Source organism: Acrocarpospora macrocephala (assembly GCF_009687865.1).
In the GTDB taxonomy this organism is placed as follows: Bacteria; Actinomycetota; Actinomycetes; order Streptosporangiales; family Streptosporangiaceae; genus Acrocarpospora; species Acrocarpospora macrocephala.
Genome location: NZ_BLAE01000036.1, coordinates 21,384 through 46,053, shown reverse-complemented (window position 1 = coordinate 46,053; position 24,670 = coordinate 21,384). Strand labels below are relative to the sequence as shown.

Annotated in this window: 24 protein-coding genes and 1 riboswitch; of the genes, 17 read left to right on the top strand and 7 right to left on the bottom strand. The window is 71.5% G+C overall.

Annotated features, from left to right (window positions below):
* Window position 1 precedes the first annotated feature (1 nt).
* Genes Amac_RS29825 through dmpG form a run of 3 tightly spaced genes read left to right on the top strand, consistent with a single transcriptional unit; the run spans window position 2 to window position 2,672 of the window.
* Window positions 2-766, top strand: coding sequence for a 2-keto-4-pentenoate hydratase (locus Amac_RS29825; protein ID WP_155357742.1), 765 nt, complete (start codon window positions 2-4; stop codon window positions 764-766).
* Complete coding sequence (locus tag Amac_RS29820; RefSeq protein ID WP_218041369.1) at window positions 763-1,650, top strand: acetaldehyde dehydrogenase (acetylating); 888 nt, start codon at window positions 763-765, stop codon at window positions 1,648-1,650. Before Amac_RS29825 ends, Amac_RS29820 begins: the two co-directional genes overlap by 4 nt.
* On the top strand, window positions 1,647-2,672 hold the full coding sequence (gene dmpG / locus Amac_RS29815) for a 4-hydroxy-2-oxovalerate aldolase (protein ID WP_155357740.1): 1,026 nt from the start codon (window positions 1,647-1,649) through the stop codon (window positions 2,670-2,672). The genes Amac_RS29820 and dmpG overlap by 4 nt, the downstream gene beginning before the upstream one ends.
* A gap of 88 nt (window positions 2,673-2,760) precedes the next feature.
* Here dmpG and Amac_RS57450 read toward each other — a convergent pair whose 3' ends face one another.
* On the bottom strand, window positions 2,761-5,652 hold the full coding sequence (locus Amac_RS57450) for a helix-turn-helix transcriptional regulator (RefSeq protein WP_155357739.1): 2,892 nt from the start codon (window positions 5,650-5,652) through the stop codon (window positions 2,761-2,763).
* A 135-nt stretch (window positions 5,653-5,787) separates the two neighbouring features.
* Here Amac_RS57450 and Amac_RS29805 point away from each other — a divergent pair, with 135 nt between their 5' ends.
* On the top strand, window positions 5,788-5,958 hold the full coding sequence (locus Amac_RS29805; protein ID WP_155357738.1) for an RICIN domain-containing protein: 171 nt from the start codon (window positions 5,788-5,790) through the stop codon (window positions 5,956-5,958).
* Window positions 5,959-5,992: 34 nt separating this feature from the next.
* Here Amac_RS29805 and Amac_RS29800 read toward each other — a convergent pair whose 3' ends face one another.
* Both Amac_RS29800 and Amac_RS29795 read right to left on the bottom strand, forming a co-directional pair.
* On the bottom strand, window positions 5,993-7,174 hold the full coding sequence (locus Amac_RS29800) for an acyl-CoA dehydrogenase family protein (RefSeq protein WP_155357737.1): 1,182 nt from the start codon (window positions 7,172-7,174) through the stop codon (window positions 5,993-5,995).
* Window positions 7,175-7,185: 11 nt separating this feature from the next.
* Window positions 7,186-7,785, bottom strand: coding sequence for a class I SAM-dependent methyltransferase (locus Amac_RS29795; protein WP_155357736.1), 600 nt, complete (start codon window positions 7,783-7,785; stop codon window positions 7,186-7,188).
* Between the two features lie 290 nt (window positions 7,786-8,075).
* On the opposite strand from Amac_RS29795, the gene Amac_RS29790 reads away from it, so the two are divergent.
* The 10 genes from Amac_RS29790 to Amac_RS29745 all read left to right on the top strand — a co-directional run bounded on the left by Amac_RS29790 (window position 8,076) and on the right by Amac_RS29745 (window position 19,857).
* On the top strand, window positions 8,076-9,689 hold the full coding sequence (locus Amac_RS29790; protein WP_155357735.1) for a sensor histidine kinase: 1,614 nt from the start codon (window positions 8,076-8,078) through the stop codon (window positions 9,687-9,689).
* Entirely contained in the window at window positions 9,686-10,348 is a 663-nt protein-coding gene (locus tag Amac_RS29785; RefSeq protein WP_155357734.1) for a response regulator, read from the top strand. Before Amac_RS29790 ends, Amac_RS29785 begins: the two co-directional genes overlap by 4 nt.
* A 47-nt stretch (window positions 10,349-10,395) precedes the next feature.
* Window positions 10,396-10,968, top strand: a complete 573-nt coding sequence (gene clsA, locus Amac_RS29780) for a cardiolipin synthase ClsA (RefSeq protein ID WP_246265261.1) — start codon at window positions 10,396-10,398, stop codon at window positions 10,966-10,968.
* 13 nt (window positions 10,969-10,981) lie between these two features.
* Window positions 10,982-13,489 (top strand): mannose-1-phosphate guanyltransferase, encoded by a 2,508-nt coding sequence (locus tag Amac_RS29775; protein WP_155357733.1) that lies wholly within the window; start codon window positions 10,982-10,984, stop codon window positions 13,487-13,489.
* Window positions 13,490-13,668: 179 nt separating this feature from the next.
* Window positions 13,669-14,175: an FHA domain-containing protein gene (locus Amac_RS29770; RefSeq protein ID WP_155350791.1), complete on the top strand. Its 507-nt coding sequence runs from the start codon at window positions 13,669-13,671 to the stop codon at window positions 14,173-14,175.
* Between the two features lie 28 nt (window positions 14,176-14,203).
* On the top strand, window positions 14,204-14,857 hold the full coding sequence (gene ftsR, locus Amac_RS29765; RefSeq protein WP_155357732.1) for a transcriptional regulator FtsR: 654 nt from the start codon (window positions 14,204-14,206) through the stop codon (window positions 14,855-14,857).
* Between the two features lie 73 nt (window positions 14,858-14,930).
* Window positions 14,931-15,401 (top strand): bifunctional nuclease family protein, encoded by a 471-nt coding sequence (locus Amac_RS29760; RefSeq protein ID WP_155350793.1) that lies wholly within the window; start codon window positions 14,931-14,933, stop codon window positions 15,399-15,401.
* Between the two features lie 146 nt (window positions 15,402-15,547).
* On the top strand, window positions 15,548-16,165 hold the full coding sequence (locus Amac_RS29755) for a MerR family transcriptional regulator (RefSeq protein WP_218038822.1): 618 nt from the start codon (window positions 15,548-15,550) through the stop codon (window positions 16,163-16,165).
* A 40-nt stretch (window positions 16,166-16,205) separates the two neighbouring features.
* Window positions 16,206-16,305: riboswitch (glycine riboswitch) on the top strand.
* 171 nt (window positions 16,306-16,476) lie between these two features.
* The gene (gcvP, locus tag Amac_RS29750) at window positions 16,477-19,272 is read left to right on the top strand and encodes an aminomethyl-transferring glycine dehydrogenase (protein ID WP_155357731.1); all 2,796 of its coding nucleotides are present in this window, start codon (window positions 16,477-16,479) and stop codon (window positions 19,270-19,272) included.
* A gap of 93 nt (window positions 19,273-19,365) precedes the next feature.
* The gene (locus tag Amac_RS29745; RefSeq protein ID WP_155357730.1) at window positions 19,366-19,857 is read left to right on the top strand and encodes a hypothetical protein; all 492 of its coding nucleotides are present in this window, start codon (window positions 19,366-19,368) and stop codon (window positions 19,855-19,857) included.
* Here Amac_RS29745 and Amac_RS29740 read toward each other — a convergent pair.
* Complete coding sequence (locus Amac_RS29740) at window positions 19,854-20,201, bottom strand: hypothetical protein (protein ID WP_218041368.1); 348 nt, start codon at window positions 20,199-20,201, stop codon at window positions 19,854-19,856. The two genes, Amac_RS29745 and Amac_RS29740, sit on opposite strands and share 4 nt — an antisense overlap.
* 209 nt (window positions 20,202-20,410) lie before the next feature.
* On the opposite strand from Amac_RS29740, the gene Amac_RS29735 reads away from it, so the two are divergent.
* Entirely contained in the window at window positions 20,411-21,043 is a 633-nt protein-coding gene (locus Amac_RS29735; protein WP_155357728.1) for an alpha/beta hydrolase family protein, read from the top strand.
* Here Amac_RS29735 and Amac_RS56495 read toward each other — a convergent pair.
* Window positions 20,997-21,197 carry a DUF5999 family protein gene (locus Amac_RS56495; protein ID WP_155357727.1) on the bottom strand — a complete coding sequence of 67 codons (201 nt, stop codon included), beginning with the start codon at window positions 21,195-21,197 and terminating at the stop codon, window positions 20,997-20,999. The two genes, Amac_RS29735 and Amac_RS56495, sit on opposite strands and share 47 nt — an antisense overlap.
* A gap of 254 nt (window positions 21,198-21,451) precedes the next feature.
* Window positions 21,452-22,027, bottom strand: a complete 576-nt coding sequence (locus tag Amac_RS29725; RefSeq protein ID WP_155357726.1) for a TetR/AcrR family transcriptional regulator C-terminal domain-containing protein — start codon at window positions 22,025-22,027, stop codon at window positions 21,452-21,454.
* A 105-nt stretch (window positions 22,028-22,132) separates the two neighbouring features.
* On the opposite strand from Amac_RS29725, the gene Amac_RS29720 reads away from it, so the two are divergent.
* Both Amac_RS29720 and Amac_RS29715 read left to right on the top strand, forming a co-directional pair.
* Entirely contained in the window at window positions 22,133-22,513 is a 381-nt protein-coding gene (locus Amac_RS29720) for a hypothetical protein (RefSeq protein WP_155357725.1), read from the top strand.
* A 105-nt stretch (window positions 22,514-22,618) separates the two neighbouring features.
* Window positions 22,619-23,371 (top strand): VOC family protein, encoded by a 753-nt coding sequence (locus tag Amac_RS29715; RefSeq protein WP_155357724.1) that lies wholly within the window; start codon window positions 22,619-22,621, stop codon window positions 23,369-23,371.
* A gap of 4 nt (window positions 23,372-23,375) precedes the next feature.
* Here Amac_RS29715 and Amac_RS29710 read toward each other — a convergent pair whose 3' ends face one another.
* Entirely contained in the window at window positions 23,376-24,599 is a 1,224-nt protein-coding gene (locus tag Amac_RS29710) for an RNA polymerase sigma factor (protein ID WP_155357723.1), read from the bottom strand.
* Window positions 24,600-24,670: the final 71 nt, after the last annotated feature.

Here is a 24,670-nt window from a genome sequence, read left to right as displayed (position 1 = left end):
GATGGCGCTCGACCGGCTGCTGGCGGCCCGGGCCAGTGGTCACCCCTGCGCTCCGGTGCGGTCCCTGGTGCCGGACCTCGACGCGGCGTACGCCGTGCAGTCCGCGTGGGTGGCCACCGAGGTCGCGGCGGGAGCCGTGGTCGTGGGCCGCAAGGTGGGGCTCACCAACCCCGTCGTCCAGGCCCAGCTAGGGGTCGACCAGCCCGACTCCGGGGTGCTGCTCGACACGATGGAGTGCCCGCCGGGTTCTCCCATCGACATCGGCAGGACCCTCCAGCCGAAGATCGAGGCCGAGATCGCGTTCGTGCTCGCGCGCGACCTGACCGGCCCCGGCATCGGGCCCGCCGACGTCGCCGCCGCGACCGGCTGGGTCGTCGCGGCGCTGGAGATCGTGGACAGCCGGATCGCCGGCTGGGACATCGACATCGTCGACACCGTTGCGGACAACGCCTCCTCGGGACTGTTCACGCTGGGCTCACGCCGCCGCCTGGACGGGCTCGACCTGGCCGGATGCGCGATGACGATGCGACGGGGCGCGGAGGTCGTGTCGACCGGATCCGGGGCGGCGTGCCTCGGCGATCCGGTCAACGCGGTCGCCTGGCTGGCCAGGTCCGCCCGCGATCGCGGCCGGCCGCTGCGCGCGGGTGACATCGTGCTGTCCGGCGCGCTCGGCCCGATGGCGCCGGTGCTCCCGGGTGACAGCTTCCACGCCGAGATCGACGGCATCGGAACGGTCAGCGCCGCCTTCACCGGGAGCGCATCGTGAAGGTGGGCGCGGCGGTGATCGGGTCCGGCAACATCGGCACCGATCTCATGATGAAGATCCTCCGGCTGGGCGAGAATCTGCGGATGGCGGCCATGGCAGGCATCGACCCGGCCTCCGACGGGCTGGCCCGCGCCGCCCGCCTCGGTGTCGCGACCACGGCCGACGGGGTCGAGGGCCTGATCGCGCTGCCCGGCTTCGACGACATCCGGATCGTGTTCGACGCGACCTCCGCGACCGCGCATCGGGCGAACGCGCGGGCGCTCGCGCCGTACCCGATCCGGATGGTCGACCTGACCCCGGCCGCGGACGGGCCGTTCGTCGTGCCGGCGGTCAACCTCGACCGGCATCTCGGCGCGCCCGAGGTGAACCTGGTCACCTGCGGCGGGCAGGCCACCATCCCGATCGTCGCGGCCATCGCCGCGGTGACGCCCGTGCTGTACGCGGAGATCGTCGCCTCCATCGCGTCACGGTCGGCCGGACCGGGCACCCGCGCGAACATCGACGAGTTCACCGAGACCACCGCGCGGGCGATCGAGTCGGTCGGCGGCGCGCGGCGCGGCAAGGCGGTGATCATCCTCAATCCGGCGGAACCGCCGCTGATCATGCGGGACACGGTGCTCTGCCTGGTCGACGCCCCGGATCAGCGGATCACGAAGGCCGTCGAGCGCGCGGTCGCCGAGGTCGCCGAATACGTGCCCGGCTACCGGCTGAAGCAGCCCGTGCAGATCACCGAGACGCGCGCCTTCGGCGGCACGCACCAGGTGAGCGTCCTGCTCGAGGTCGAGGGCGCCGGACACTACCTGCCCGCCTACGCCGGCAACCTCGACATCATGACCTCCGCCGCGCTCCGCGTCGGCGAACGGCTCGCCTTGGAGACCGCATGACCCTGTTCATCCAGGACGTGACGTTGCGCGACGGCATGCACGCCACCCGCCACCGCCTGCGCCCCGACCAGGCCGCCAGGATCGCCGCCGCGCTCGACGCGGCCGGGGTCGACGGGATCGAGGTCGCCCACGGCGACGGGCTCGCCGGTTCGAGCCTGACCTACGGACCGGGCAGCCACACCGACGCCGAGTGGATCGAGGCGGTCGCGGCGAGCATCACCACCGCCCGGCTCACCACGCTGCTGCTGCCCGGCATCGGCACGGTCGCCGACCTCAAGCGCGCCCACGCCCTGGGCGTCCGCTCGGTACGCGTCGCGACCCACTGCACCGAGGCGGACATCGCCGCGCAGCACATCGCCACCGCCCGGGAACTGGGCATGGACGTGGCCGGATTCCTGATGATGAGCCACCTGGCCGCACCCGCCGCGCTGGCGGCGCAGGCCGCGCTGATGGAGTCCTACGGCGCGCACTGCGTCTACGTGACCGACTCGGGCGGCCACCTGACCCCACGCGGCGTCCGGGAACGGGTCCGCGCCTACCGTGACGTCCTCGATCCCGGCACCGAGGTCGGCATCCACGCGCACGACAACCTGTCGCTGTCGGTGGCCAACTCGCTGGCCGCCGTCGAGACCGGCGCCACCCGCGTGGACGCCTCGCTGGCCGGGCACGGCGCCGGAGCGGGCAACTGCCCCCTCGAAGCGTTCGCCGCCGCCGCGACCCTGGACGGCTGGTCGCACGGGTGCGACCTGTTCGCCCTCCAGGACGCCGCCGACGACCTGGTCCGGCCCCTGCAGGACCGTCCCGTCCGCGTCGACCGCGAAACGCTCACCCTGGGCTACGCCGGGGTCTACTCCAGCTTCCTGCGGCACGCGGAGACCGCCGCCGCCCGCTATGAGATCGACGTACGGAGCCTGCTCCTGGAAGCGGGCCGCCGCGGCCTCGTCGGCGGCCAGGAGGACATGCTGGTCGACATCGCCCTCGACCTGCGGACCCGCTCATCGAGCATGGCGGCCAAGCCCTAGGGCGCGATCCCTATATATACGGGTCCCGCCTACTCAGACGTGGGACCGGTCAGGCGGTGGACCAGGGCCGCCGCCTCGATTCTGCCGGTTACGCGAGCTTGGCGAGAATGTTGGAGACATGGACGCTCGCCGTCTTCGGGCTGATGAACAGCGCCGTGGCGATCTGGGAATTGGATCGGCCCGCGGCCAGCAGCGCGAGCACCTCGCGTTCCCGTTCGGTGAGGCCGAACTGGCCGAGCGGGTCGTGGGCGGGGACGGGAGGCTCCGCCGGCACGGTCCGGGTGAGCACGAGACGGGCTCGCCGGGCCAGCGCGTCGATCTCCTTCGCCAACGGATCCGCGCCCAGGCCCGCGGCCAGCTCCGCGGCCTCGGCCGCCGCCTCCGTCGCGGCCCGGCGATCACTGGCGGCACACCGATCCTCGGCCACCCGGAACAGGCAGTACGCCAGCGGATAGGGCTCCCCGGCCACCCGCCACGCGGCGACGGCGTCGGACCACTCGCGCGTGGCCCCGTCGAGCCGGGTCCGCTCCGCCGCCGTGGTCAGCGCGTACCCGGTGCTGGCGGGAGTGAGCGTGGGCAGCGCGCCCGCGATCCTCGCCAGCGACGCGACGACCTCGGGCGAGCGGTCGGCCACACGCCGGTCGCGGGCCAGGAGCGTGCGGTCGGCCGCGATCCTGGTGCCCAGCCAGACCAGCGGCCAGGAGCAGCGGGCCAGCCAGAGGGTGGAGTCATGGGTGAGCGCGTCCTCGATGATCGCGATGGCGCCGTCCAGGTCGCCGACGAGCCTGCGGGCCTCGGCCAGGCTGAAGGCCAGCGGCTGCAGGAACTGGGGGTCACTGGAGTCGATCATCAGGCGCTTGGCGTGCTCGGCCAGCCGGGCGGCCTCCTCGTGCCGCCCGGTCAGCACGGCGATCAGGGCGAGCTGGTCGAGCAGGGTCGCCGCGAACGCCCCTTCAGGCTCTCCGCGCAACGCCTGTTCCGCCGCCTGTTCCGCCTCCCGCCAGCGCCCGAGCCGGACCATGGATTCGTGGATGTTCCCGGCCAGATAGGCGCCATACGTGCGGCTGGCGCCGGTCCGCCGGGCCAGCTCCAGCCCCACGGTGGCGGTGTCGATCGCCTCCTGGTGGCGGCCGAGCATCGCCAGCAGGTCGCTGGAGTTGTTCCTGGCCCGCATCATCGTCTCCACGGCGCCGATCCGCTCGGCCAGGGCCAGCCCTTCGCTCAGGGTCCGCATGCCCGCCTCCGCGTCGCCGACCGACGCCCGCAGGCTGCCCAGGGTGACCAGCGCGTCCGCGTGTTCGGCGTGCGCCCGCACCGCGGCCGCCACGGAGACCGCGCGTTCGGCGGTGGCCTGCACGTTCTCGATCCAGCCGCCGCGCAGCTGGTTACGGGAGAGCGAGGTCAGCAACACCGCGTGGGCGTACTCCAGCGGCTCGGGCGGCAGCAGATCCAGCGCGGACCGCAGCGCCTCCATGCTCTCCTCCCACCGCCCGAGGTCGACCAGCGTCGTGGCCAGGCGTTCCATCAGGAGCGCCCGCCTGGCGGCGGGACCGGATTCGCCGAGTTCCGCCAGCGCCAGCTCGAACAGCGCCCGCGAGCGCTCCACCGATCCGGTCCGCCAGGCCGCCTCGCCCGCCGTCGCGAGCACCTCTACCAGGTCGGTGCCGGTCAGGACGGCGGCGTCCGGCACCCGGGGCCAGATCTCCAGCGCCCGTTCCAGATGCTGCGATTCCTCGGCGGGTGCGTACGCGGAGGAGGCCCGCGCGGCGGCGAGCAGCGCCGGCAGGGCGGCGGGCAGGTCGAGGGCGGCCAACCAGTGATGAGCCAGCTGCGCGCTCACACTTGAGGAGTCGGTCAGCTCGGGGCCGGCCGACAGCGCTCGCGCGTACGCCACATGCCATTGCGCCCGCTCGCCGGGGAGCATGTCGTGGTAGACCGCGTCCCGGGCGAGGGCGTGGCGGAACGCGTACCCCTGGCCGCCCTCGTCCACCAGCAGCAGATGGTTCTCGACGAGTTCGCGCAGCGCCTCGAACAGCGCGGCCGGCTCCAGGTCCGCGACCGCGGCGAGCAGCCGTTCCGGCACCTGCCGCCCGGCCACGGACGCGGCCCGCAACAACCGCTGAGCCTGCGCGGAACGCGCCTCGACCCGCACCAGCAGCAGGTCGCGAAGGGTGGGCGAGAGCCCCGCGGCGTCGCCCTCGTCGACGACGCCGACCATCTCCTCGACCAGGAACGCGTTCCCCTCAGAACGGTCCAGAACCAGGTCCACGGTCTCGGCGTCGGGCGCGCGCCCGAGGATGGCCGCCACCTGGATGGCGACCTCGTCCCGCTCGAACCGGGACAGTTCCAGGCGGCGCACCTCGCGCATCCGCTCCCACCCGCCGAGCAGCGGCCGGAGCGCGTGCCTGCGGTGGATCTCGTCGGACCGGTAGGTCCCGACCAGCAGCACGGGCGCGTCCCGCAACGTCCTGACCAGGTAGGAGAGCAGTCCTAGGGTCGACTGGTCGGCCCAGTGCAGATCTTCCAGGATGAGCATCAGCGGCCGGTCGCCGCTCAGCCGTTCGATCATCCCCAGCACCAGCTCGGGCAGTTGCGCGGCCTGGAACCCCTCGCCGGACGGTTCGGCCAGGGGTTCCAGGCTGGGCAGCAGGTGGGAGAGCGGGCCTCGCGCCGGGCCCAGCCACGCGTCCAGCTGCCCGGGCGACGCCGATCGGGTCAGCGCGCGCAGCGCCTCGGCCAGCGGCGCCAGCGGCAGGCCCTCCGGGCCGAGCTCCACGCAGCGGCCGGTGAGGACCCGGACCCCGGCGGCCTCCGCCACCCGCGCGGCCTCCTGGATCAGGCGCGACTTGCCGACGCCCGCCTCCCCGCCGACCAGGACGAACCCGGATAGCCCCTTCTCCGCCCGGGTCACCTCCGCCGCCAGGCTGACCAGTTCCTCCTGCCGCCCGACGAAGACCGGACTCACGACAACCGCGCGCATGCTCGCCACACTCGCACCCTGAGTGGGTTCCGTACAGATCTGAGGTACGGCGAACAGCGCGAATAGGTCGGCTTCCCGAAGTGCGGCACGCGCCCAGCTCTACCAGTGGGTTTGCAAGGGCACCGCGCTGCAGCAGTGGGACACCTCGCTGACCCCGAGCACCGGCCTGGGGTACTCGTCCAGAACGTCGGCAGCGGCCTGTTCATGGAGGTTTCGGGCGGTAGCGGCGCCCAGGGCGCGGCTATCGACACGTGGTACTGGAACGGTGGCCACAACCAGTACTTCCTCGGCACCACCGCCTCCTGAGCCACAGGGGCTCCGCGTTCCCCTCCCGCGGAGCCTAGAAGCTGCGGGGGAGGCCCAGGACCTGGGTGGCGAGGTAGTTCAGGAGGAGTTCTTCCGTGACGGGGGCGACTTTGCCGATGCGGGCCTCGTTCAGCAGGCGGGCGACCGGGTACTCCAGCGAGTACGCCATCCCCCCGTGCGTCTGGAAGGCCGCGTCCGCCGCCTCCCACGCGGCCTGCGAGGCCGAGAGTTTGGCGATGTTGGCCTCGGTGCCGCACGGCTGGCCCCGGTCGAACAGCCAGGCGGCCTTGTACAGCATCAGGCGGGCGAGTTCGATCTTGGCCTTCACCCGGGCCAGCGGGAACGCGATCGCCTGGTTGGAGCCGATCGGGCGGCCGAAGACCTCGCGCTCCTTGGCGTACGCGACGCCGACCCGGAGGGCGACCTCGGCGCCGCCGAGGGCGGAGGCGGCCAGGAGCACCCGCTCGGGGTTGAGGATGTCCCACAGGACGACGGCGCCGCCGTGCACCTCGCCGATGACCGCGTCGGCGGGGACGCGCAGGTCGTCGAGGAAGACCATGTTGGACGGGGTGGTGTTGGCGCCCATCTTGGGGATCGGGCGGTAGGTCAGCTGGCCGGCGGCCACGGCGTCGGGGACGTTGACCAGGAAGACGGTCAGGCCGCTGGTGCGGGGTTTCGCCTCGGCGGCGGGGATGGTGCGGGTGACCAGCAGCATCCAGGTGGCCCGCTGCACGCCGGTGATCCAGATCTTCTGGCCGTTGATCACATACTCGGAGCCGTCCGCGCGGGCGAAGGTGGAGATCGCCAGCGCGTTGGAGCCCGCGTCGGGTTCGGTGAGCGCGAAACAGGTCTCGATCTCACCGGTGGCCAGCTTGGGCAGCAGCGCGGCGCGCTGGGCGGGGCTGCCGTGCCGGGCCAGCGTCATCGCCCCGAAGCCGGGCGTGAGCACGTAGGTGAAGGCCGAACCCCCGGCGGATCCGGACGCGGACAGCGTCTCCGTGGCCACGGCCAGTTCGAGCAGCCCCTGACCGCCACCCCCGTATTCCTCGGGTACGGCCAGGCCGAGCCAGCCGCCTTTGGCCAGCTCGGCCCAGACCTCCTCAGGCCAGCGCTTCTCGGCTTCGCACCGCTGCCAGTAGTCCATGTCGTATCGCGCGCAGATGGCCGCGATCCCGGCCTGGACGGCTTGGGCGCTCTCGGGAAGCGTGAAGTCCATGGCGAGCCATCTTAGACTCCGGGACGGCGAGGGCGCCTGGCGTGGTAGACGAACGCCGGGGGCAGGTTGCGCCACACCGTGCGGCCGAGCACGACCTCCTCGAAGGATCTCTGCAGGGCTTTCCTGATCCGTACGGCCGGGGGCAGCCGCCGCGCGTGCACGTACGCGAACATGGTGAAAGCCCCGTCCGGCTTCAACGACGTCAGCACCCCGTTGAGCAGGGCTTCCTGGGTGCTCACCCCGAACGCGGCCCACGGCAGGCCGCTGATGATCACGTCGGCCTGCCCGGCCCGGCGCGCGGCCATCAGGTCGGGGAGTTTGCGGGCGTCGTCCACGATCAGCTCCACACCGGGATGGCGGGTGGACAGGTGACTGGCCAGCTGGGGGTTGATCTCCACCGCGAGATGCCGCCCCCGGCCGCCGAGCCGCCGCTGGATCTCGGCGGTGAACGGGCCCGTCCCCGGCCCCAGCTCGACCACGACCGGGTCGCCGTCCTCGGGGATCGGGACGGAGATCGCGGTGGCGAGCCGCCGGGAGCTGGGGGCGATCGCGCCGATCATGGCGGGGGAGCGCATGAACTGCCCGAAGAAGAGCGCTGGTTCGTTAGCCATGGCCCGCACGCTAAGGGGTGAACGGCACCGCTGACCACGTTCGAGCGGCCAGAGACACCGGCCACTTGAAGGACCCGCCTCCTCCGGACGAAGGAGAAGGCCGTGCTGTACGGGGGTTTCGAGTGTGAGGGAGAACACGTTGGCCGACCGGGATGGATACGGAAATCTGAGGATCGGGTCGGGTGTCGGAGAGGCACTCCGTATGACCGGGACGGATACGGAATCTGAAGGATCGGGTTCCATGTCTGCGGGGGAACTCGCTGGTGACCGGGACGGATACGGTTTCTGTCATGCGTTGGCGTGGATTCACCCTGGACTTTCTCCTGGCGATGGCCGGGGTCGCGCTGTGCGCCCTTACCCACCAGTCCTGGGGCGGTCCTGACATTCCGGGCTGGCTGACGGTCGTGGTCGTGCTGGCCGCCGGGCTGCCGCTCGGCCTGGCCCGCCGGATGCCGGGTCCGGTGGCGATATACCTCGCCCTCCTGCTGGTGGCCCTCGACGGCGTGGGCGCGGGAATCCTCGACGGCCTGCAGATCCTGCTCGCCCTCACGGCGGGGGCGCTGGCCAGGACGCGCGACTGGACGTGGACGCTGCCGGTGGCCGCGCTGGCCTGCGCCGCCACCGCGATCCACCTGGCGTCCGGCGCGGCCCCGACCGGCAGCGTGCTCTTCTACACCTTCGGCATCATCGGCGTCCCCGTCGCCATCGGCCGCTACCTGCGCAGCCAGTCGGCCGCCGTGCCGGATGGGGAGGAACGCTCGCCCGTCCTGGACATCCTGCTCGCCGGCGGCGGAGTCTCGTTCGCGGTGCTCGGCACCTGGGCGAACTGGCCGGAGGCGGAGCTGCACGCCTGGGGGATCGGCCTGCTCGCGGTGCTGTCCGGCCTCGCGCTCGGCGTCGTCCGCTGGCTGCCGGGGGCGGTGCTGCTGCTGGAGAGCGCCCTGCTGCTCGTCGCGGCCGGCCGCGCCCCCGACGCCGCGGCCAGCCTCCAGGTGCTGCTGTTCATCGCGCTCGGCGTCTTCGCCAGCCAGGTCACCTGGCGGTGGCTGCTCGCCGCGTCCGCGCTCACCTGCGTGGTCACCCTGCTCACCGCCGTCGGCGCGGGCGCGGAGGTGACGTTCTGGTGGCTGCTCGTGCTCGCCACGATGGTCGCGGCCCCGGCCGCGATCGGCGCCTTCGTCCGGGTACGGCGCACCGCCACCAGACGCGAAGTCGAGCTGGCCGCGGAACGCGCCAGATCGGACCGCCTGGCCGAGCGGGAGCGCATCGCCCGCGAGGTGCACGACATCGTCGCCCACCACGTCGGCGCCATGGTGCTGCGCGCCGGAGCGGCCGAGTACGCCGGCGCCGCCGGCCCCGCCGCCGAAGCCCTGGCCGACATCCGCGCCACCGGCCACCAGGTGCTCGAGGACCTGCGCGGCCTGCTCACCGTGCTGCGCGCCCCCGGCGCCGAACTCCCGGTAGGCGACCCCGAGGACGTGATGCGCGACGCCGCCGCCCGGATGGCGGGAGCGGGGCTGGAGGTGGCGCTGGAGATCGCCCCCGAGGTGGCCGTCGCCCCGCTGGTGGCCCGCGCCTCGGCGGCCAGGATCGTCCAGGAGGGCCTCACCAACGTGCTCAAACACGCGGGACCCGGCGCGCCGGCCCGGGTGCGGGTGGAGGTGCACGACCACGAGCTCACCGTGGAGGTGCGCAACGCGGCGGGCGGCGCGGTGCCGATGCTGCCGTCCTCCGGGCAGGGCATCGCGGGCATGCGGGAACGCGCGCACGCACTCGGCGGGCGGCTGACCGCGGGGCCGCTGCCCGACGGCGGCTGGCGGCTGGCGGCGGCGTTCGCGCTGCCCGAGCAGGGCTCCGACTGGGACTGCGCGGTCACCCGCTTCGCCAAGGGGAGCCTTCGATGATCAGGATCGTGGTCGCCGACGACCAGGCGCTGGTGCGGGCCGGGGTGCGGATGATGCTGGAGGCCGCCGGGGACATGACCGTGTGCGCGGAGGCGGCCGACGGGGCGCAGGCCGTACAGGAGGCGGAGCGGCATCGGCCCGACGTGGTGCTGATGGATCTGCGCATGCCGCGGGTGGACGGTCTCGAGGCCACCCGGCGGATCCTGGCGGCGCGGCCGGGCACCCGGATCGTGGTGCTGACCACGTTCGCCGAGGACGAGAACGTTTACGCGGCGCTGCGCGCGGGCGCGCTCGGCTTCCTGGTCAAGGACGATCCGCCGGACCGGATGGTGGAGGCGGTCCGGCGGGCCGCCCAGGGCGAGCCCCTGCTGGCCGCCTCGGTGCTGCGCCGGGTGGTGGCCCGGGCGCTGGCCGCCGAGGACGGGCACCTCCGGGTGCCGCCCTCGCTCACCGAGCGGGAGCTCCAGGTGCTCACGCTGGTCGGGATCGGCCTGTCCAACGCCGAGATCGGCGAACGGCTGCACCTGGGCGTCACCACCGTCAAGACCCACGTGGCCGCCGTGATGGACAAGCTGGACCTGCGCAACCGCACCCAGGCGGCCGTGGTCGCGCACCGGCTCGGGCTGGTGGACGCCGACTTCCGGCCCACCCGGCCCTGACCGGAGCGCCCGCCGGGGCCGCGCGGCGCGCATGTAGGGTCTGGATCGTGGACACCGCCGAGGACCGGATTTGGACCATTCCGAATCTGCTGAGCTTTTTGCGCCTGCTCGGCGTGCCGGTGTTCCTCTGGCTGGTGCTCGGCCCCAAAGCCGACGGCTGGGCCGTCGCGCTGCTGATGGTCGCCGGCTTCTCCGACTGGCTGGACGGCAAGCTGGCCCGGGCCTGGAACCAGACCAGCAGGCTGGGCCGGCTGATCGACCCGGCCGCCGACCGCCTCTACATCCTGGCCACCCTGGCCGGCCTGCTGCTGCGCGAGATCATCCCCTGGTGGCTGGTCGCCCTGGTCCTCGCCCGCGACCTGCTGCTGCTCTGCATGGTCCCGATCCTGCGCCGCCTCGGCTACGGCCCCGCCCTCCCGGTGCACTTCCTCGGCAAGGCCGCCACCGCCAACCTGATGTACGCGTTCCCCCTGCTGTTCCTGGCCGCGCACCCCGGCTGGTACGCGGAGATATGCGCGATATTCGGGTGGGCCTTCGTCATCTGGGGTACGGGTCTGTACTGGTGGGCGGGGGTGCTGTACGTGGTGCAGGTGCGCAGGCTCGCACGTGCGTCCCGATGAAGGTGGGATTGGCGTGAAGGCCGTGGTGATGGCGGGCGGGGAGGGCACCCGGCTGCGCCCGATGACCGCCAACCAGCCCAAACCCCTGCTGCCGGTGATCAACCGCCCGATCATGGAACACGTGCTTCGCCTGCTCAGGAAGCACGGTTTCACCGAGGTCGTGGTGACCGTGCAGTTCCTGGCCGCGCTGATCCGCAACTACTTCGGCGACGGCGACGAGCTCGGCATGAACCTCTACTACGCCACCGAGGAGACCCCGCTCGGCACCGCCGGCAGCGTCAAGAACGCCGCCGACAAGCTCCGCGAGGACCGCTTCCTGGTCATCTCCGGCGACGCCCTCACCGACATCGACCTGACCGACATGCTCAGGTTCCACCGCGAGAACCGCGCCCTGGTCACCATCGGCCTCAAACGGGTCCCCAACCCGCTCGAATTCGGCATCATCATCGTCGACGACCACGGCAGGATCCAGCGTTTCCTGGAGAAGCCCACCTGGGGGCAGGTCTTCTCGGACACCGTCAACACCGGCATCTACGTGATGGAGCCCAGCGTCCTGGACGAGGTCGCCCCCGGCGAGTCGGTGGACTGGTCCGCGCACGTCTTCCCCAAGCTGCTGGCACGCGGCGCCCGCCTGTTCGGCTACGTCGCCGACGGCTACTGGGAGGACGTCGGCACCCACGAGAGCTACCTCAAGGCCCAGGCCGACGTGCTGGAGGGCCGGGTGAAGGTCGACTTCGACGACGCCTTCGAGCTGTCGCCCGGCGTCTGGGTCTCCGAGGGCGCCTCCGTCGACGCGGACGCGGTGCTCAAGGGCCCGCTGTTCATCGGCGACTACGCCAAGGTCGAAGCCGGGGCGGAACTGCGCGAATACACCGTGCTCGGCAGCAACGCGGTGGTCAAGGAGGGCGCGTTCCTGCACCGGGCGGTGGTGCACGACAACGTGTACATCGGCCCGGCCGCCCACCTGCGCGGCTGCGTGATCGGCAAGAACACCGACGTGATGACGGGCGCCAGGATCGAGGAGAACGCGGTCGTCGGCGACGAGTGCGTGATCGAGTCGGAGGCGTACGTGTCGTCCGGCGTGAAGATCTACCCGTTCAAGACCGTCGAGGCCGGGGCGGTGGTCAACACCAGCGTCATCTGGGAGTCCCGCGGCCAGCGCAGCCTGTTCGGGCCGCGCGGCGTCTCCGGCCTGGTCAACGTCGAGATCACCCCCGAGCTGTGCGTGCGGCTGGCCAGCGCGTACGCGACGACGCTGAGCAAGGGCGACACGGTGGTGACCTCCAGGGACGCCTCCCGGGCGGCCCGCGCGCTGAAACGCGCCGTGATCAGCGCGCTCAACTCCAGCGCCATCAACGTGCTGGACCTGGAGGCCGCCGCCATGCCGGTGGCCCGCTTCCACACCTCCCGGGAGAACGTGCGCGGCGGCATCACCCTGCGCACCACCGCCGGGGACCCGCAGAGCGTCGACATCGTCTTCCTGGACGACACCGGCGCCGACCTGTCCCCGGGCGCCCAGCGCAAGCTGGAACGCGTCTTCTCCCGCCAGGAGTACCGCCGGGCCTTCCCCGGCGAGATCGCCGAGCTCACCTTCCCGGCCCGCGCCGTGGACACCTACGCTCGCGAGCTGCTCCGCTGCGTGGACATGACCGGCGTCAAGGACGCCGAGATGAAGGTCGTGGTGGACTGCGCCGGCGGCACCTCCTCGCTGGTGCTGCCGAGCCTGCTCGGCCGGGTCGGCGTCGGCGTGCTCACGGTCAACAACCGCCTGGACGACGCCTCCCCGACCGAGACGCTGGCCGAGCGCCGCCGCGACCTGCAGCGCCTCTCGGAGCTGGTCGGCTCGTCCAGGGCCGCCTTCGGGGTCAGGTTCGACCCGGTGGGGGAGCGGGTCTCGCTGGTCGACGAGCTGGGCCACCTGATCAGCGAGGAGCGCGCCCTGCTGGTCGTGCTGGACCTGGTCGCCGCCGAGCGCAGGGGCGGCCGGGTGGCGCTGCCGGTCACCACCACCCGGGTGGCCGAGATGGTGTGCCGCTTCCACGGCGTGCACGTGGACTGGACGGCCACCGGCGTCGACGCGCTCACCAGCGCCGCCACCCACCCGGAGATGATCTTCGCGTGCGACGGCAGGGGCGGCTTCGTGGTGCCCGAGTTCGGGCCCACCGTGGACGGCCTGGCCGTCTTCCTGCGCCTGCTCGGCCTGGTCGCCAGGACCCGGCTCTCGCTCAGCCAGATCGACGCCCGCATCCCCGAGGCCAAACTCCTCAAACGCACCATCCCCACGCCGTGGGCGCACAAGGGCGCGGTCATGCGCTCGGTCGTGGAGGCCGCCGAGGGCCGCCGCCTGGACACCACCGACGGCGTCAGGATCGTCGAGGAGGACGGCAGCTGGGTCATGGTGCTGCCCGACCCGGCCGAGGCCGTCACCCACCTGTGGGCCGAGGGACACGACGTGGACACGGCCCAAACACTGATCGAACGATGGGCTCTAGTCGTCGAGCGGGCCGCCGGATCCGCCTGAAACGATAACCTGAACCCCTGGCGGATGATGATGGTGTGGCGGCATGGACCTTGGACCGTGCCTGACGGTAGCGTTGGGTAGTCAATGTCCAGCGTGCCTGCCTTGACCTTCGTGTCTGATCAGCGTAAGTTTCGGCATTCGCAGTTTTGAGCAAGTCGTGAGAGAGGCCGAGCCGTTCGATGCCCAGCGTCTACTGCACGCAGTGCGGTCACCCCAACCCCGAGGATGCCCGTTTCTGCTCTCGATGCGGTTCGCCGCTGAGCCCGCCCGCGCACCAGGTGGTGCCGGACACGACCTCGACGATCTCCCTTGAGGCCGTGGACGAGGCGACCGGGCAGACGCTGCTGCCGGATCGTTCCGCGGTCGAGCAGCTGCCGCCGGGCACCGCGCTGCTGGTCGTGATGCGCGGGCCGAACGCGGGCAGCCGGTTCCTGCTCGACAGCGACCTCACCACGGCGGGTCGCCACCCGGAGAGCGACATCTTCCTGGACGATGTGACCGTGTCCCGGCGGCACGCCGAGTTCTACCGGCGCGGCGGCCAGTTCACCGCCCGCGACGTGGGCAGCCTCAACGGCACCTACGTCAACAGGGAGCGCATCGAGGAGTTCCCCCTGGCGGGGGGCGACGAGGTGCAGATCGGTAAATTCCGGTTGGTGTTCCTCACCCGCGGCCCGGGAGGACCGTGATCGCTGGGTGAGAAGGGGGTGAGCCCGTATGGCCGCTGAGGCGATCAGGGCGCATATGAGCATCGGGGAGGTGCTCGCCCTGCTGCAGGGGGAGTTCCCCGACGTCACGATCTCCAAGATCCGGTTCCTGGAGGGGGAGGGGCTGATCGAGCCCCAGCGCAGCCCGTCCGGATACCGGAAGTTCACCCACACCGACGTCGAGCGGCTGCGGTTCATCCTGACCGCCCAGCGCGACCAGTACCTGCCGCTGCGGGTGATCAAGGACCAGCTGGCCGGCCCGCCGGGCCCGCGCGCCGTCGGCGCCGAGACGCCGCCGGTCCGGCTCAGCCGGGAGGAGCTGCTGGCGGCGGCCGAGATCGACGAGGAGACCTTGGCCGAGCTGGAGGACTACGGCCTCATCCCGCCCGGCGCGCGGCGCTACGACGCCGACGCGCTCGATGTGGCGCGCAGCGTGGGGCGGCTGGCCAGGTTCGGGCTGCACGCGCGGCATCTGCGCGCGGTGAAAGCCGCCGCCGAGCGCGAGGCCGGGCTGCTGGAGCAGGCCGTGGCGCCGCTGCTGCGCCGCCGAGCGCCCGGATCCCTCGACCACGCCGAGGAATCCGCGCGCGAAATCTCCGGACTTCTCCTGCGTTTGCACGCCGCGCTGCTTAATGGCAGTGTTCGTGGCGTTCTCGGCCGCTGACAACGCCTGTCGCTCTCGGGTGTTACGTTGAATGCCTGGTGATATATGCCGCATCCCGGAGAGTGAGTCGCCCGTGTTGCAGATGGAGGTCGTGGGGGTCCGCGTTGAGATGCCCTCGAACCAGCCGATCGTCCTCTTGAAGGAGGCGAACGGTGATCGGTACCTGCCGATCTGGATCGGCATGACCGAGGCGACCGCGATCGCGCTGGCACAGGCAGAGGACCCACCGCCACGGCCGCTCACCCATGATCTGTTCCGGGACGTGCTGGACGCGCTCGACATCCAGTTGCGCACCGTGAACATCGTCGCGCTGCGTGACGGGATCTTCTTCGCCGACCTGGTGTTCTCCAACGGCGTAGAGGTCAGCGCGCGGCCCTCGGACTCGATCGCGCTGGCGCTGCGCACCCACACGCCGATCTTCGCCAGCGAGGACGTGGTCCGCGAGGCGGGGGTCAGCATGCCCGACGACCAGGAGGACGAGGTGGAGAAGTTCCGCGAGTTCCTGGACAACATCACGCCGGAGGACTTCGGCCGTGCCGGTTGAGATCGGTCGATATTTCGGCTTCACGACGCGCCGATCGAGGTCGTTGACTGAGGCTGGCGCCAGTCCTACCGTGCAAGGGAAACCACGGTTGTAGTTCGAGAACCCCCAGATCAGGCCGTGGGATGAGAGAAAGCCGGAGGTCCGCAGTGGCGGTCAGCAGCGGCGAGGGTAAGACGGCCGGGCATGATCCGGCTCAGCGCGAGTCGGCGCGGGAACGCGCCGGTGAGCAGGGCTTGCTGTTCGACGAGCGGCCCGCGGCCGTCGCCGACGACATCGGCTACCGCGGCCCCACGGCGTGTTCGGCGGCCGGGATCACCTACCGCCAGCTCGACTACTGGGCCCGCACCGACCTGGTCCAGCCGACCATAAGAGCCGCGCAGGGCTCCGGCTCCCAGCGGCTGTACAGCTTCCGCGACATCCTCGTGCTCAAGGTCGTCAAACGCCTCCTGGACACCGGGGTGTCGCTCCAGCAGATCCGCACCGCCGTCCACCACCTGCGCGAGCGCGGCGTCAACGACCTGGCCCAGATCACCCTCATGAGCGACGGGGTGAGCGTCTACGAGTGCACCTCGGCCGACGAGGTCATCGACCTGCTGCAGGGCGGGCAGGGCGTGTTCGGGATCGCGCTCGGGCGCGTGTGGCGCGAAGTCGAGGGATCGCTCGCGGAGCTGCCGGGGGAACGCGCGGAGGTCGGCCTTCCGCCTGAGGCCGACCACCCCTCCGACGAACTGGCGCAGCGACGACGCGCCCGTAAGACCGGTTGAGAGCATCCCGGCCGGGTAGCGGTAGTCTGGTACCAGCCGACGACCTTGTGCGGGAGAGTCCCTTCCACGTCCAGTAGGAGGGGCGCCGAAGGAGCAACCCTCCCCGGAATCTCTCAGGCAACCGGTACCGCACGGGCGAGGCGACTCTGGAAAGCCGTGCCGTCCAGCCAGGCGGCCGCACCGAAGGGGAAAGCCGGGCACCTCATCAGGGCTCGGTGAAGCTCTCAGGTCCGATGACAGAGGGGGAGACCCGCAGAGCGACCGGTTCCAGGCCGGGCGCGCTGGTCTCGACGCCGCTGGAGGCCCCTGTCATGACTGTTCACTCCGAGTTCGCCGCTCGTCATATCGGTCCTTCCGCCGCCGATCAGGCGCGCATGCTGGCCGCCGTGGGATACGCCACCACCGAGGACCTGGTCGCCGTGGCCGTCCCGAAGGCGATCCGGACCACCGATCCGCTGAACCTGCCGGCCGCGTCGAGCGAGATCGAGACCCTGGCCGAGCTGCGGGATCTCGCCGCCCGCAATCAGGTGCTGACCTCGATGATCGGTCTTGGCTACTTCGACACGATCACGCCGGGCGTGGTGCTGCGGAACGTGCTGGAGAATCCGGGGTGGTATACGGCGTACACGCCGTACCAGCCGGAGATCTCGCAGGGGCGGCTGGAGGCGCTGCTCAACTTCCAGACGGTGATCACCGACCTGACCGGGCTGGACGTGGCCGGGGCCTCGCTGCTGGATGAGGGCACGGCCGCCGCCGAGGCGATGACGCTGGCGCGGCGGGTGTCCAAGGTCAAGAGCGCGGTGTTCGTGGTGGACGCCGACGCGCTGCCGCAGACCAAGGCCGTGCTGGCCACCCGCGCCGAGCCGCTGGGCATCGAACTGGTCGAAGCCGATCTCGATGGGGAGCTGCCCGAGTGTTTCGGGGTGCTGGTGCAGTATCCGGGGGCGAGCGGCCGGGTCGCCGGCTTCCGTGACCTGTCCGAGCGGGCGCACGCGATCGGCGCGCTGGTGGTCGCCGCCGCCGACCTGCTCGCGCTGACGCTGCTCGAAACCCCCGCCGCGCTCGGCGCCGACATCGCGATCGGCTCCTCGCAGCGCTTCGGCGTGCCGTTCGGGTACGGCGGGCCGCACGCCGCCTACCTGGCCGTCCGGGAAGGGCTGCAGCGGCAGCTGCCCGGCCGTCTGGTCGGGGTGTCGCTGGACGCGGACGGGCGGCAGGCCTACCGGCTGGCCCTGCAGACGCGCGAGCAGCACATCCGGCGGGAGAAGGCGACCAGCAACATCTGCACCGCGCAGGTGCTGCTGGCCGTGCTGGCCGCCATGTACGCGGTCTACCACGGCCCCGACGGGCTGCGCCGGATCGCCAGGCGGGTGCACGGGCACGCGGCCCTGCTGGCCGAGGGGCTGCGGGCGGGCGGGGTCGAGGTGGCGCACGCGGAGTTCTTCGACACCGTGCTGGCCCGGGTGCCCGGCCGGGCGGCGGAGGTCGTCGCGGCGGCCCGCGAGCGGGGCGTCAACCTGCGCCTGGCGGACGCGGACCAGGTTGGCGTGTCCTGTGATGAGAAGACCACATACGGGCATCTGGAGGCGGTCTGGGAGGCTTTCGGAGTGCCCGCGGTGGCGGGGAGCCCGGCGGCGCTTCCCGAAGCGCTGGAGCGGACCTCGGACTTCCTGACGCATCCGGTGTTCCACAGCCACCGCTCCGAGACCGCCATGTTGCGCTATCTGCGGAAATTGCAGGACAAGGACATCGCGCTGGACCGGTCGATGATCCCGCTCGGGTCGTGCACGATGAAGCTCAACGCGACCACCGAGATGGAGCCCGTCACCTGGCCGGAGTTCGCCGGGATCCACCCGTACGCGCCGGTCGACCAGGCCGCCGGATACGCCGCCCTGATCGAGACGCTGGAGGGCTGGCTGGCCGAGGTGACCGGCTACGACGCCGTCTCGCTCCAGCCCAACGCCGGGTCGCAGGGCGAGTTCGCCGGGCTGCTGGCGATCCGCGCCTACCATCACGCGCGCGGCGACCTCGGGCGGGACGTCTGCCTCATCCCGTCCTCGGCGCACGGCACCAACGCGGCCAGCGCGGTCATGGCGGGGATGCGGGTGGTCGTGGTGGCCTGCGACGAGGACGGCAACGTGGACCTCGCCGACCTGGACGCCAAGATCGGCAAGCATCGGGAGGCGCTGGCGGCGATCATGGTGACCTATCCGTCCACGCACGGCGTGTTCGAGGAGGCCATCGCCGACATCTGCGCCCGGGTGCACGACGCGGGCGGCCAGGTGTACGTGGACGGGGCCAACCTCAACGCGCTGGTCGGGCTGGCCAAGCCCGGCGAGTTCGGGGCGGACGTGTCCCATCTCAACCTGCACAAGACGTTCTGCATCCCGCACGGGGGCGGCGGGCCCGGGGTCGGTCCGGTGGCGGTCAAGGCGCATCTGGCGCCGTACCTGCCCGGGCGTGGCGTGGGGGCGGTCAGCGCGGCGCCGTACGGGTCGGCGGGCATCCTGCCCATCTCGTGGGCGTACGTGCGGATGATGGGCGCCGACGGGCTCAAGGCGGCCACCGAGCAGGCCATCCTGTCGGCCAACTACCTGGCCGTACGGCTCGCGCCGCACTACCCGGTGCTGTACACCGGGCGGGACGGCCTGGTCGCCCACGAGTGCATCGTCGACCTGCGGAAGATCACCAAGGAGACCGGCGTGACCGTGGACGACGTGGCCAAACGGCTGGTCGACTACGGGTTCCACGCGCCGACCATGTCCTTCCCGGTGGCGGGCACGCTGATGATCGAACCCACCGAGAGCGAGGACCTGGCCGAACTCGACCGGTTCGTGACCGCCATGGTCGCGATCAAGGGGGAGATCGACAAGGTCGGGTCAGGGGCGTACGAGCGGGACGACAACCCCCTGCGGAACGCGCCGCACACCGCCGACAGCGTCACCGCCGACACCTGGACCCACGCCTACAGCCGGACCGAGGCGGCCTATCCGGTCGCGTCCCTGCGGGAGCAGAAGTACTGGCCGCCGGTGCGCCGGATCGACCAGGCCTACGGCGACCGGAACCTGGTGTGCGCGTGCCCGCCGCTGGAGGCGTACGAGGACTGAACCGTTTGGCATGTCTGGGGGCGGATCGCCGCCCGGAAGGCTAGGATCCTCGTGATCCTTTTCCGGCTGAGATCGGCAGTGGAGGCCCCCCTCATGACGGCCATCGACCCTCGTGCCGATCAGGTGCGGCAGATCGACCAGGCCCGCCGTCTCTACGAGGCGGGCGAGCTGGACGCCGCCGCCGAGCTCTTCGCGGAGCTGGCGACCACCGAGGGCGCGCACGATCGGGCCCAGGCGGCGCTCGGGCTCGCGGTGGTGGCCGAGCGCATGGCCGAGGATCTGCTGGCGGACAGCCGGCCGGACGAGGCCGCCGATGTGGTGCTCCAGGTGCTGGAGGTGACGGACGCGCCGCGGTTGCGGGTGCTGCTGGGCATCGCCCACCTGGAGATGGCCTGCGCGGAGTTCGCCGCCGCCGTCGAGGCCGGGCCCGACGCCGACACCGCCGCGCTGGCCATCGAGCTGCTGGCGCGCACGCTGCCGCTGCGCGGCCGGGACGGTGACGCGGAAACCGTCTGGCGATACGGGTTCGAGCACGCGGACGACACGCTCGCCGCCCAGGTCAGGCAGCGGTACGACCGTCCCTAGTTCTTCCGGCGGCCCAGCGCGTAGGCCAGGTTGATCAGGACGATGCCACCCCAGGCCAGGAACAGGCCCACGGTGCCCGCGTTGGCGGCCGCGATCGCCGTCAGTGGGATGGCGATGCCGAGCGAGCCCAGCGCCACCGGGATGTGTGAGTTATCGGGCTTGCTTGGCTTCACGCCCGCTTTGCTCTGGTGAACCGAGACCTCCGCGCGCACCCGCGCGGTGATCTCACTGTCAAGTTTCTCCAAAAACGAGTCGACGAGCGCGTCCTCATACTCGGGACCGAGGTCCCGGCGCGCTTCGAGGGTGGCTCGCAGATCGTCGCGTGGCATTGATGTGTCCGGCACGTAGTCAAATCTGGCACACCCGCGCCATGACGTCATCCTCCATTCGGACGACGCCCGTGTAATGCCCGCGGGGGAGCGCTCGGCCGCGCCTGTGTCTGGACTGAGGAACGCAGGGAGCGTAGCGACCGGAGAGACGAGGGAAGACACAGGCTGAAAGCGGCCGAGCCGCCGTGCCGGAGGCGCGGCCATGAACACGGTAGCGTCCGGGTATGGAGGTCGAGACGCCGTACGGGCCGGGGCGGCTGGAGATTGACGCGGCGGCGGAGCCGTGGCTGGTGCTGGCGCTCACCCACGGGTCGGCCGGGGGAGTGGACGCGCCCGATCTGCTGGCGGTGCGGGACGCGGCGCTGGACGCGGGGGTGAGCGTGGCCCGGGTGGTCCAGCCGTTCCGGCTGCGCGGGGCGCGGGCGCCCGGCCCGGCCGCCAAGCAGGACGAGGCCTGGCTGGCGCTGATCGGCGCGCTGCGCGCGCGGCTACCGGGGTTGCCGCTGGTCCAGGGCGGGCGCAGCAACGGGGCCAGGGTCGCCTGCCGTACGGCGCGGGCGGCCGGGGCGGACGGGGTGGTGGCGCTGGCCTTCCCGCTGCACCCGCCGGGCAGGCCGGAGCGGTCCCGGGCCGACGAGCTGCGCGCGGCCGGGGTGCGGGTGCTGGTGGTGAACGGCGACCGGGATCCGTTCGGGGTGCCCGCCGAGGCGGACGCGGACCGGCTGGTGGTGCTGGCCGGGGAGGGTCACGATCTCAAGAGGGAGCCGGCCCGGGTGGGCGCGGAGGTGGCCCGGTGGCTGGCGGAGCGGGTCAGGCCGCGCTGCTCGCCAGGTCGGTCGGCCGATGGGGGGCGATGACGACGCCGTTCGGAAGCAGCTCCCCCGTGTCCTCAAACAGGACGACACCGTTGCACAGCAAGCTCCACCCCTGCTCGGGGTGGGCCGCGACGGTTCTGGCGGCTTCTCGATCCTTCGCTTCCGCGCTCGGACAAGACGGGTCATGAGGGCACATCGCCGGGGCTCCGTGTCTATCTCGGGTCGCTCGTGGACGGATCCCTCAGTTGGACGGGGGACGAGCGCTTGGTTGGACGTGTTGCAGTGGACTACACCAGTGTGCGGTAGGTCACTCGGTCAGGACATAGCCCGTTGGGACGATTTCAACCGGTCCAGTTGGCAAGCCTTGCCGTATGTGATCTGGGGCACAAGACTGCCCGACGGAAGATAACAGCCCAAGCGCGACACGCCGTCGTTCCGATAAATGAGTGGTTACATACCATTTGGGCGGGCTAGACCGGCTAGGACCGCGTCGAGTCCGCGCTCGAAGTCCTCCTCGCCGGATTCCACCCGGGCGTGTTGCACGGTGGCGTCCGGATCCGCCCAGCCGGAGCGCTGCACCTCCACCGCGACACTGCCGAACATGTACGCCCGGAGCGTGCGCACCGCGCCCGACGGGTCGTCCAGACCGGCTTCGCGGAGGCGTTCCACCTGGTTGGCGATCGTCGCCAGGGCCATGCCCTTGGGTGGTTTGGTCAGCGCCAGCGCCAGCACGCCCGGATGTTCGAGCAGGGCCGCCCGGCCTGCCCGCGCCCAGTCTCTGGCGATCTCCTGCCAGGTCTGCCCGCCCGAGTCCACCTCGATCGTGGTGACATGCTCGGCCAGGGCGTCCATCAGGGCCTCCTTGCCGCGGGGGAGGTGATGATAAATGGCCATAGCCTCGACTTGGAGCGCGTCGCCGAGTCGTCGCATAGTGAGCCGGCGTAGCCCCTGGCCGTCGGCGATGTGCAGGGCCGCGTCGATGATGCGCTCCCGGGAGAGCGGGACGGGCGGGCGTTTGGCTGGCATATCGAGAACCTTACTTCGTACAGGAGGCCGCCGGGGGCACGACTGTCGGTGGGACGGCGTACGCTTACCGGCAGTAAGCGTTGGACAGAGTTTGAGGGGCTGACGATGGCGTTTTTCCGTCCGCGTGTGAGCCGGGAGGCGGAGGTTCGCTACCACGCCGACCAGGAGGCGGCGAAGGGCTATCCGGCGATGCTGGAGAAGGCCCGCTCGGCGGAGCGGGAATACCGCGCCAAGCGGGCCGACCACGCGCCGGGGGCGGACCTGCGGGCCGCCGGGGTGGCGCTGGACCAGGCGCTCACGGGGGCGCTGCGGTCGGCCGAGTCGGCGCAGCGGGCCACCTTCGGGGTCAAGGCGTATGACGACCGGATCCGGCGCAGGAAGGGCCGGGCCACGCCCGAGGGCGCCAAGTGGACCGCCGAGGTGGACCGGCTGCGCACCCTCCGCGAGGAGCACCGGCTGACCGGGATCGTCCGGGTTCCGGGGTAACTCGTCCGGGTTCCGGATAACAAGGCCCCGGATAACGGATAACCGATCACGCAACCGCTGGGCACGTTCCGCCGCCGGAGCTTACCGTGAGGTACGGGAGGGCGGATGGCCGGACGGGCGCGGTACGCGGCGGGTAAGCCATGCTGGGTCGATCTCGGCACGGGGGACCTGGCCGGGGCGGAGGGGTTCTACCAGGGGCTGTTCGGCTGGGAGTTCGAGCCGCGGGGGCGTAGTCACTCGACCGCGCTGCTGCGCGCCCAGCCGGTGGCGGGGTTCGGGCCGGTCCGGGAGGCCGGGTGGGTCACCCATATGGCGGTGGACGATCTCGAGGAGACCGTCAAGCATGCCGTACAGGCGGGTGGGCGGTTAGTTTCCGGGCCCGATCAGGTTTTCGACGAGGGCCGGGAGCAGGGCTGGGGGGCGCTGCTCGCCGACCCTGCGGGGGCGATGTTCGGGGTGTGGGAGGAGCGGGACTTTCCCGGGGCGGCCATGCATCATGTGCCGGGCACGTTCTGCTGGCACGAGCTGGCCGTCCGGGACACCGAGGTGGCGGCGGAGTTCTACCGGCGGGTGTTCGGCTGGCAGGGCCGGGTGTCCGGCAGTTACACCGAGTTCGACCTGCGCCGGCCGCGGGAGACCGTGACCGGCATGGTGGAGATGACCGACGCCTGGCCGCAGGAGATCGCGCCGCACTGGATGGTCTACTTCGCGGTCGCCGACTGCCTGGCCGCCGCCGACCGGGTGGAGTCGCTCGGCGGCGTCATCGAGATCCCGCCGTTCGCGCTGCCCTCGGGCCGGGTGACCGTGGCCGCCGACCCGCAGGGCGCGGTGTTCTCGCTGATCGAGCTGGCTAGTTAGCTAGTCAGCTGGCCCAGTCCAGCAGCGGGATCGTGTTGCTGGGGTGGCGCAGCTTGGACAGCGACTCCTTCTCCAGCTGGCGGATCCGCTCCCGGGTCAGGCCCAGGTGCTTGCCGATCTCGTCCAGGGTGTGCGGCTTGCCGTCGGCCAGGCCGAAGCGCAGCGCCATGATGCGCGCCTCGCGCGGGGACAGGTTGGACAGCACGCCGCGCAGCTGCTCGGCCAGCAGCTGCCGGTCCACCACCTCGGAGGCCTCCAGCGAGTCCACGTCCTCGATCAGGTCGCCGATCCGGGTCTCGCCGTCCTCGCCGATGGTGGAGTCCAGGCTGATCGGCTGGCGGCTGGTGCGCAGCAGGTCCTCGATCTGGTCGGGGGTCTTGTCCAGCTCGACGGCCAGCTCCTCGGGGGTGGGCTCGCGGCCGAGGCGCTGGTGCATGTCCCGCTCGACGCGCGACAGCTTGGACAGCATCTCCAGCACGTGCACGGGCAGCCGGATCGTCCGGGCCGAATCGGCGAAGCCGCGCTGTATGGCCTGGCGTATCCACCACATCGCGTACGTGGAGAACTTGAAGCCCTTGGTGTAGTCGAACTTCTCGACGGCCCTGATCAGGCCGAGGTTGCCCTCCTGCACGACGTCCAGCAGGGCCATGCCGCGGTCGGTGTACTTCTTGGCCACCGAGACGACCAGGCGGAGGTTGGCCTCCAGCATGTGGTCCTTGGCGCGGCGGCCGTCCTCGATCACCCACTCCAGGTCCTCGCGGAAGCCGGGGGGCATGCGCTCGCCGGACTCCTCGGCCTCCTCCAGCTTGTACTCGGCGTACAGGCCGGCCTCGATCCGGCGGGCGAGCTCGACCTCCTGGGCGGCGGTGAGCAGGGTGCGGCGGCCGATGGACTTGAGGTAGGTGTGAACGGAGTCGCCCATCACGGAGGTGTTGTCGTCGATGTCGATCGACTGGGCCTCGGCCTCGGCCTCCTGAGGGTCGAAATCCTCCTCCGCCGCCGCCGTGGACTCCGCGGTTTGGGGGGTATCGGCCAGGCTGACCCCGGCCTCGGTGAGTTCGCGCACCAGGGCGCGGCCCTCGGCGGCGCCGACGCCCGCCTCGGTGAAGGCCTGGCGGAGTTCGGACAGGGAAAGGTGACCCTGCGCGCGGCCTCGCTCAAGGAGCTGGTCGAGCGTCGTGGGGGTCGTCTCGCGTGCGCGCGAGGCCGCCACGGCGGTTCGGGGCATGAGGACACCTCCTCCTTGACTTCGTCAGTAAAGTGATTCTGGATGGGCTGTTCCGGCTCGGTCAGGGAGTC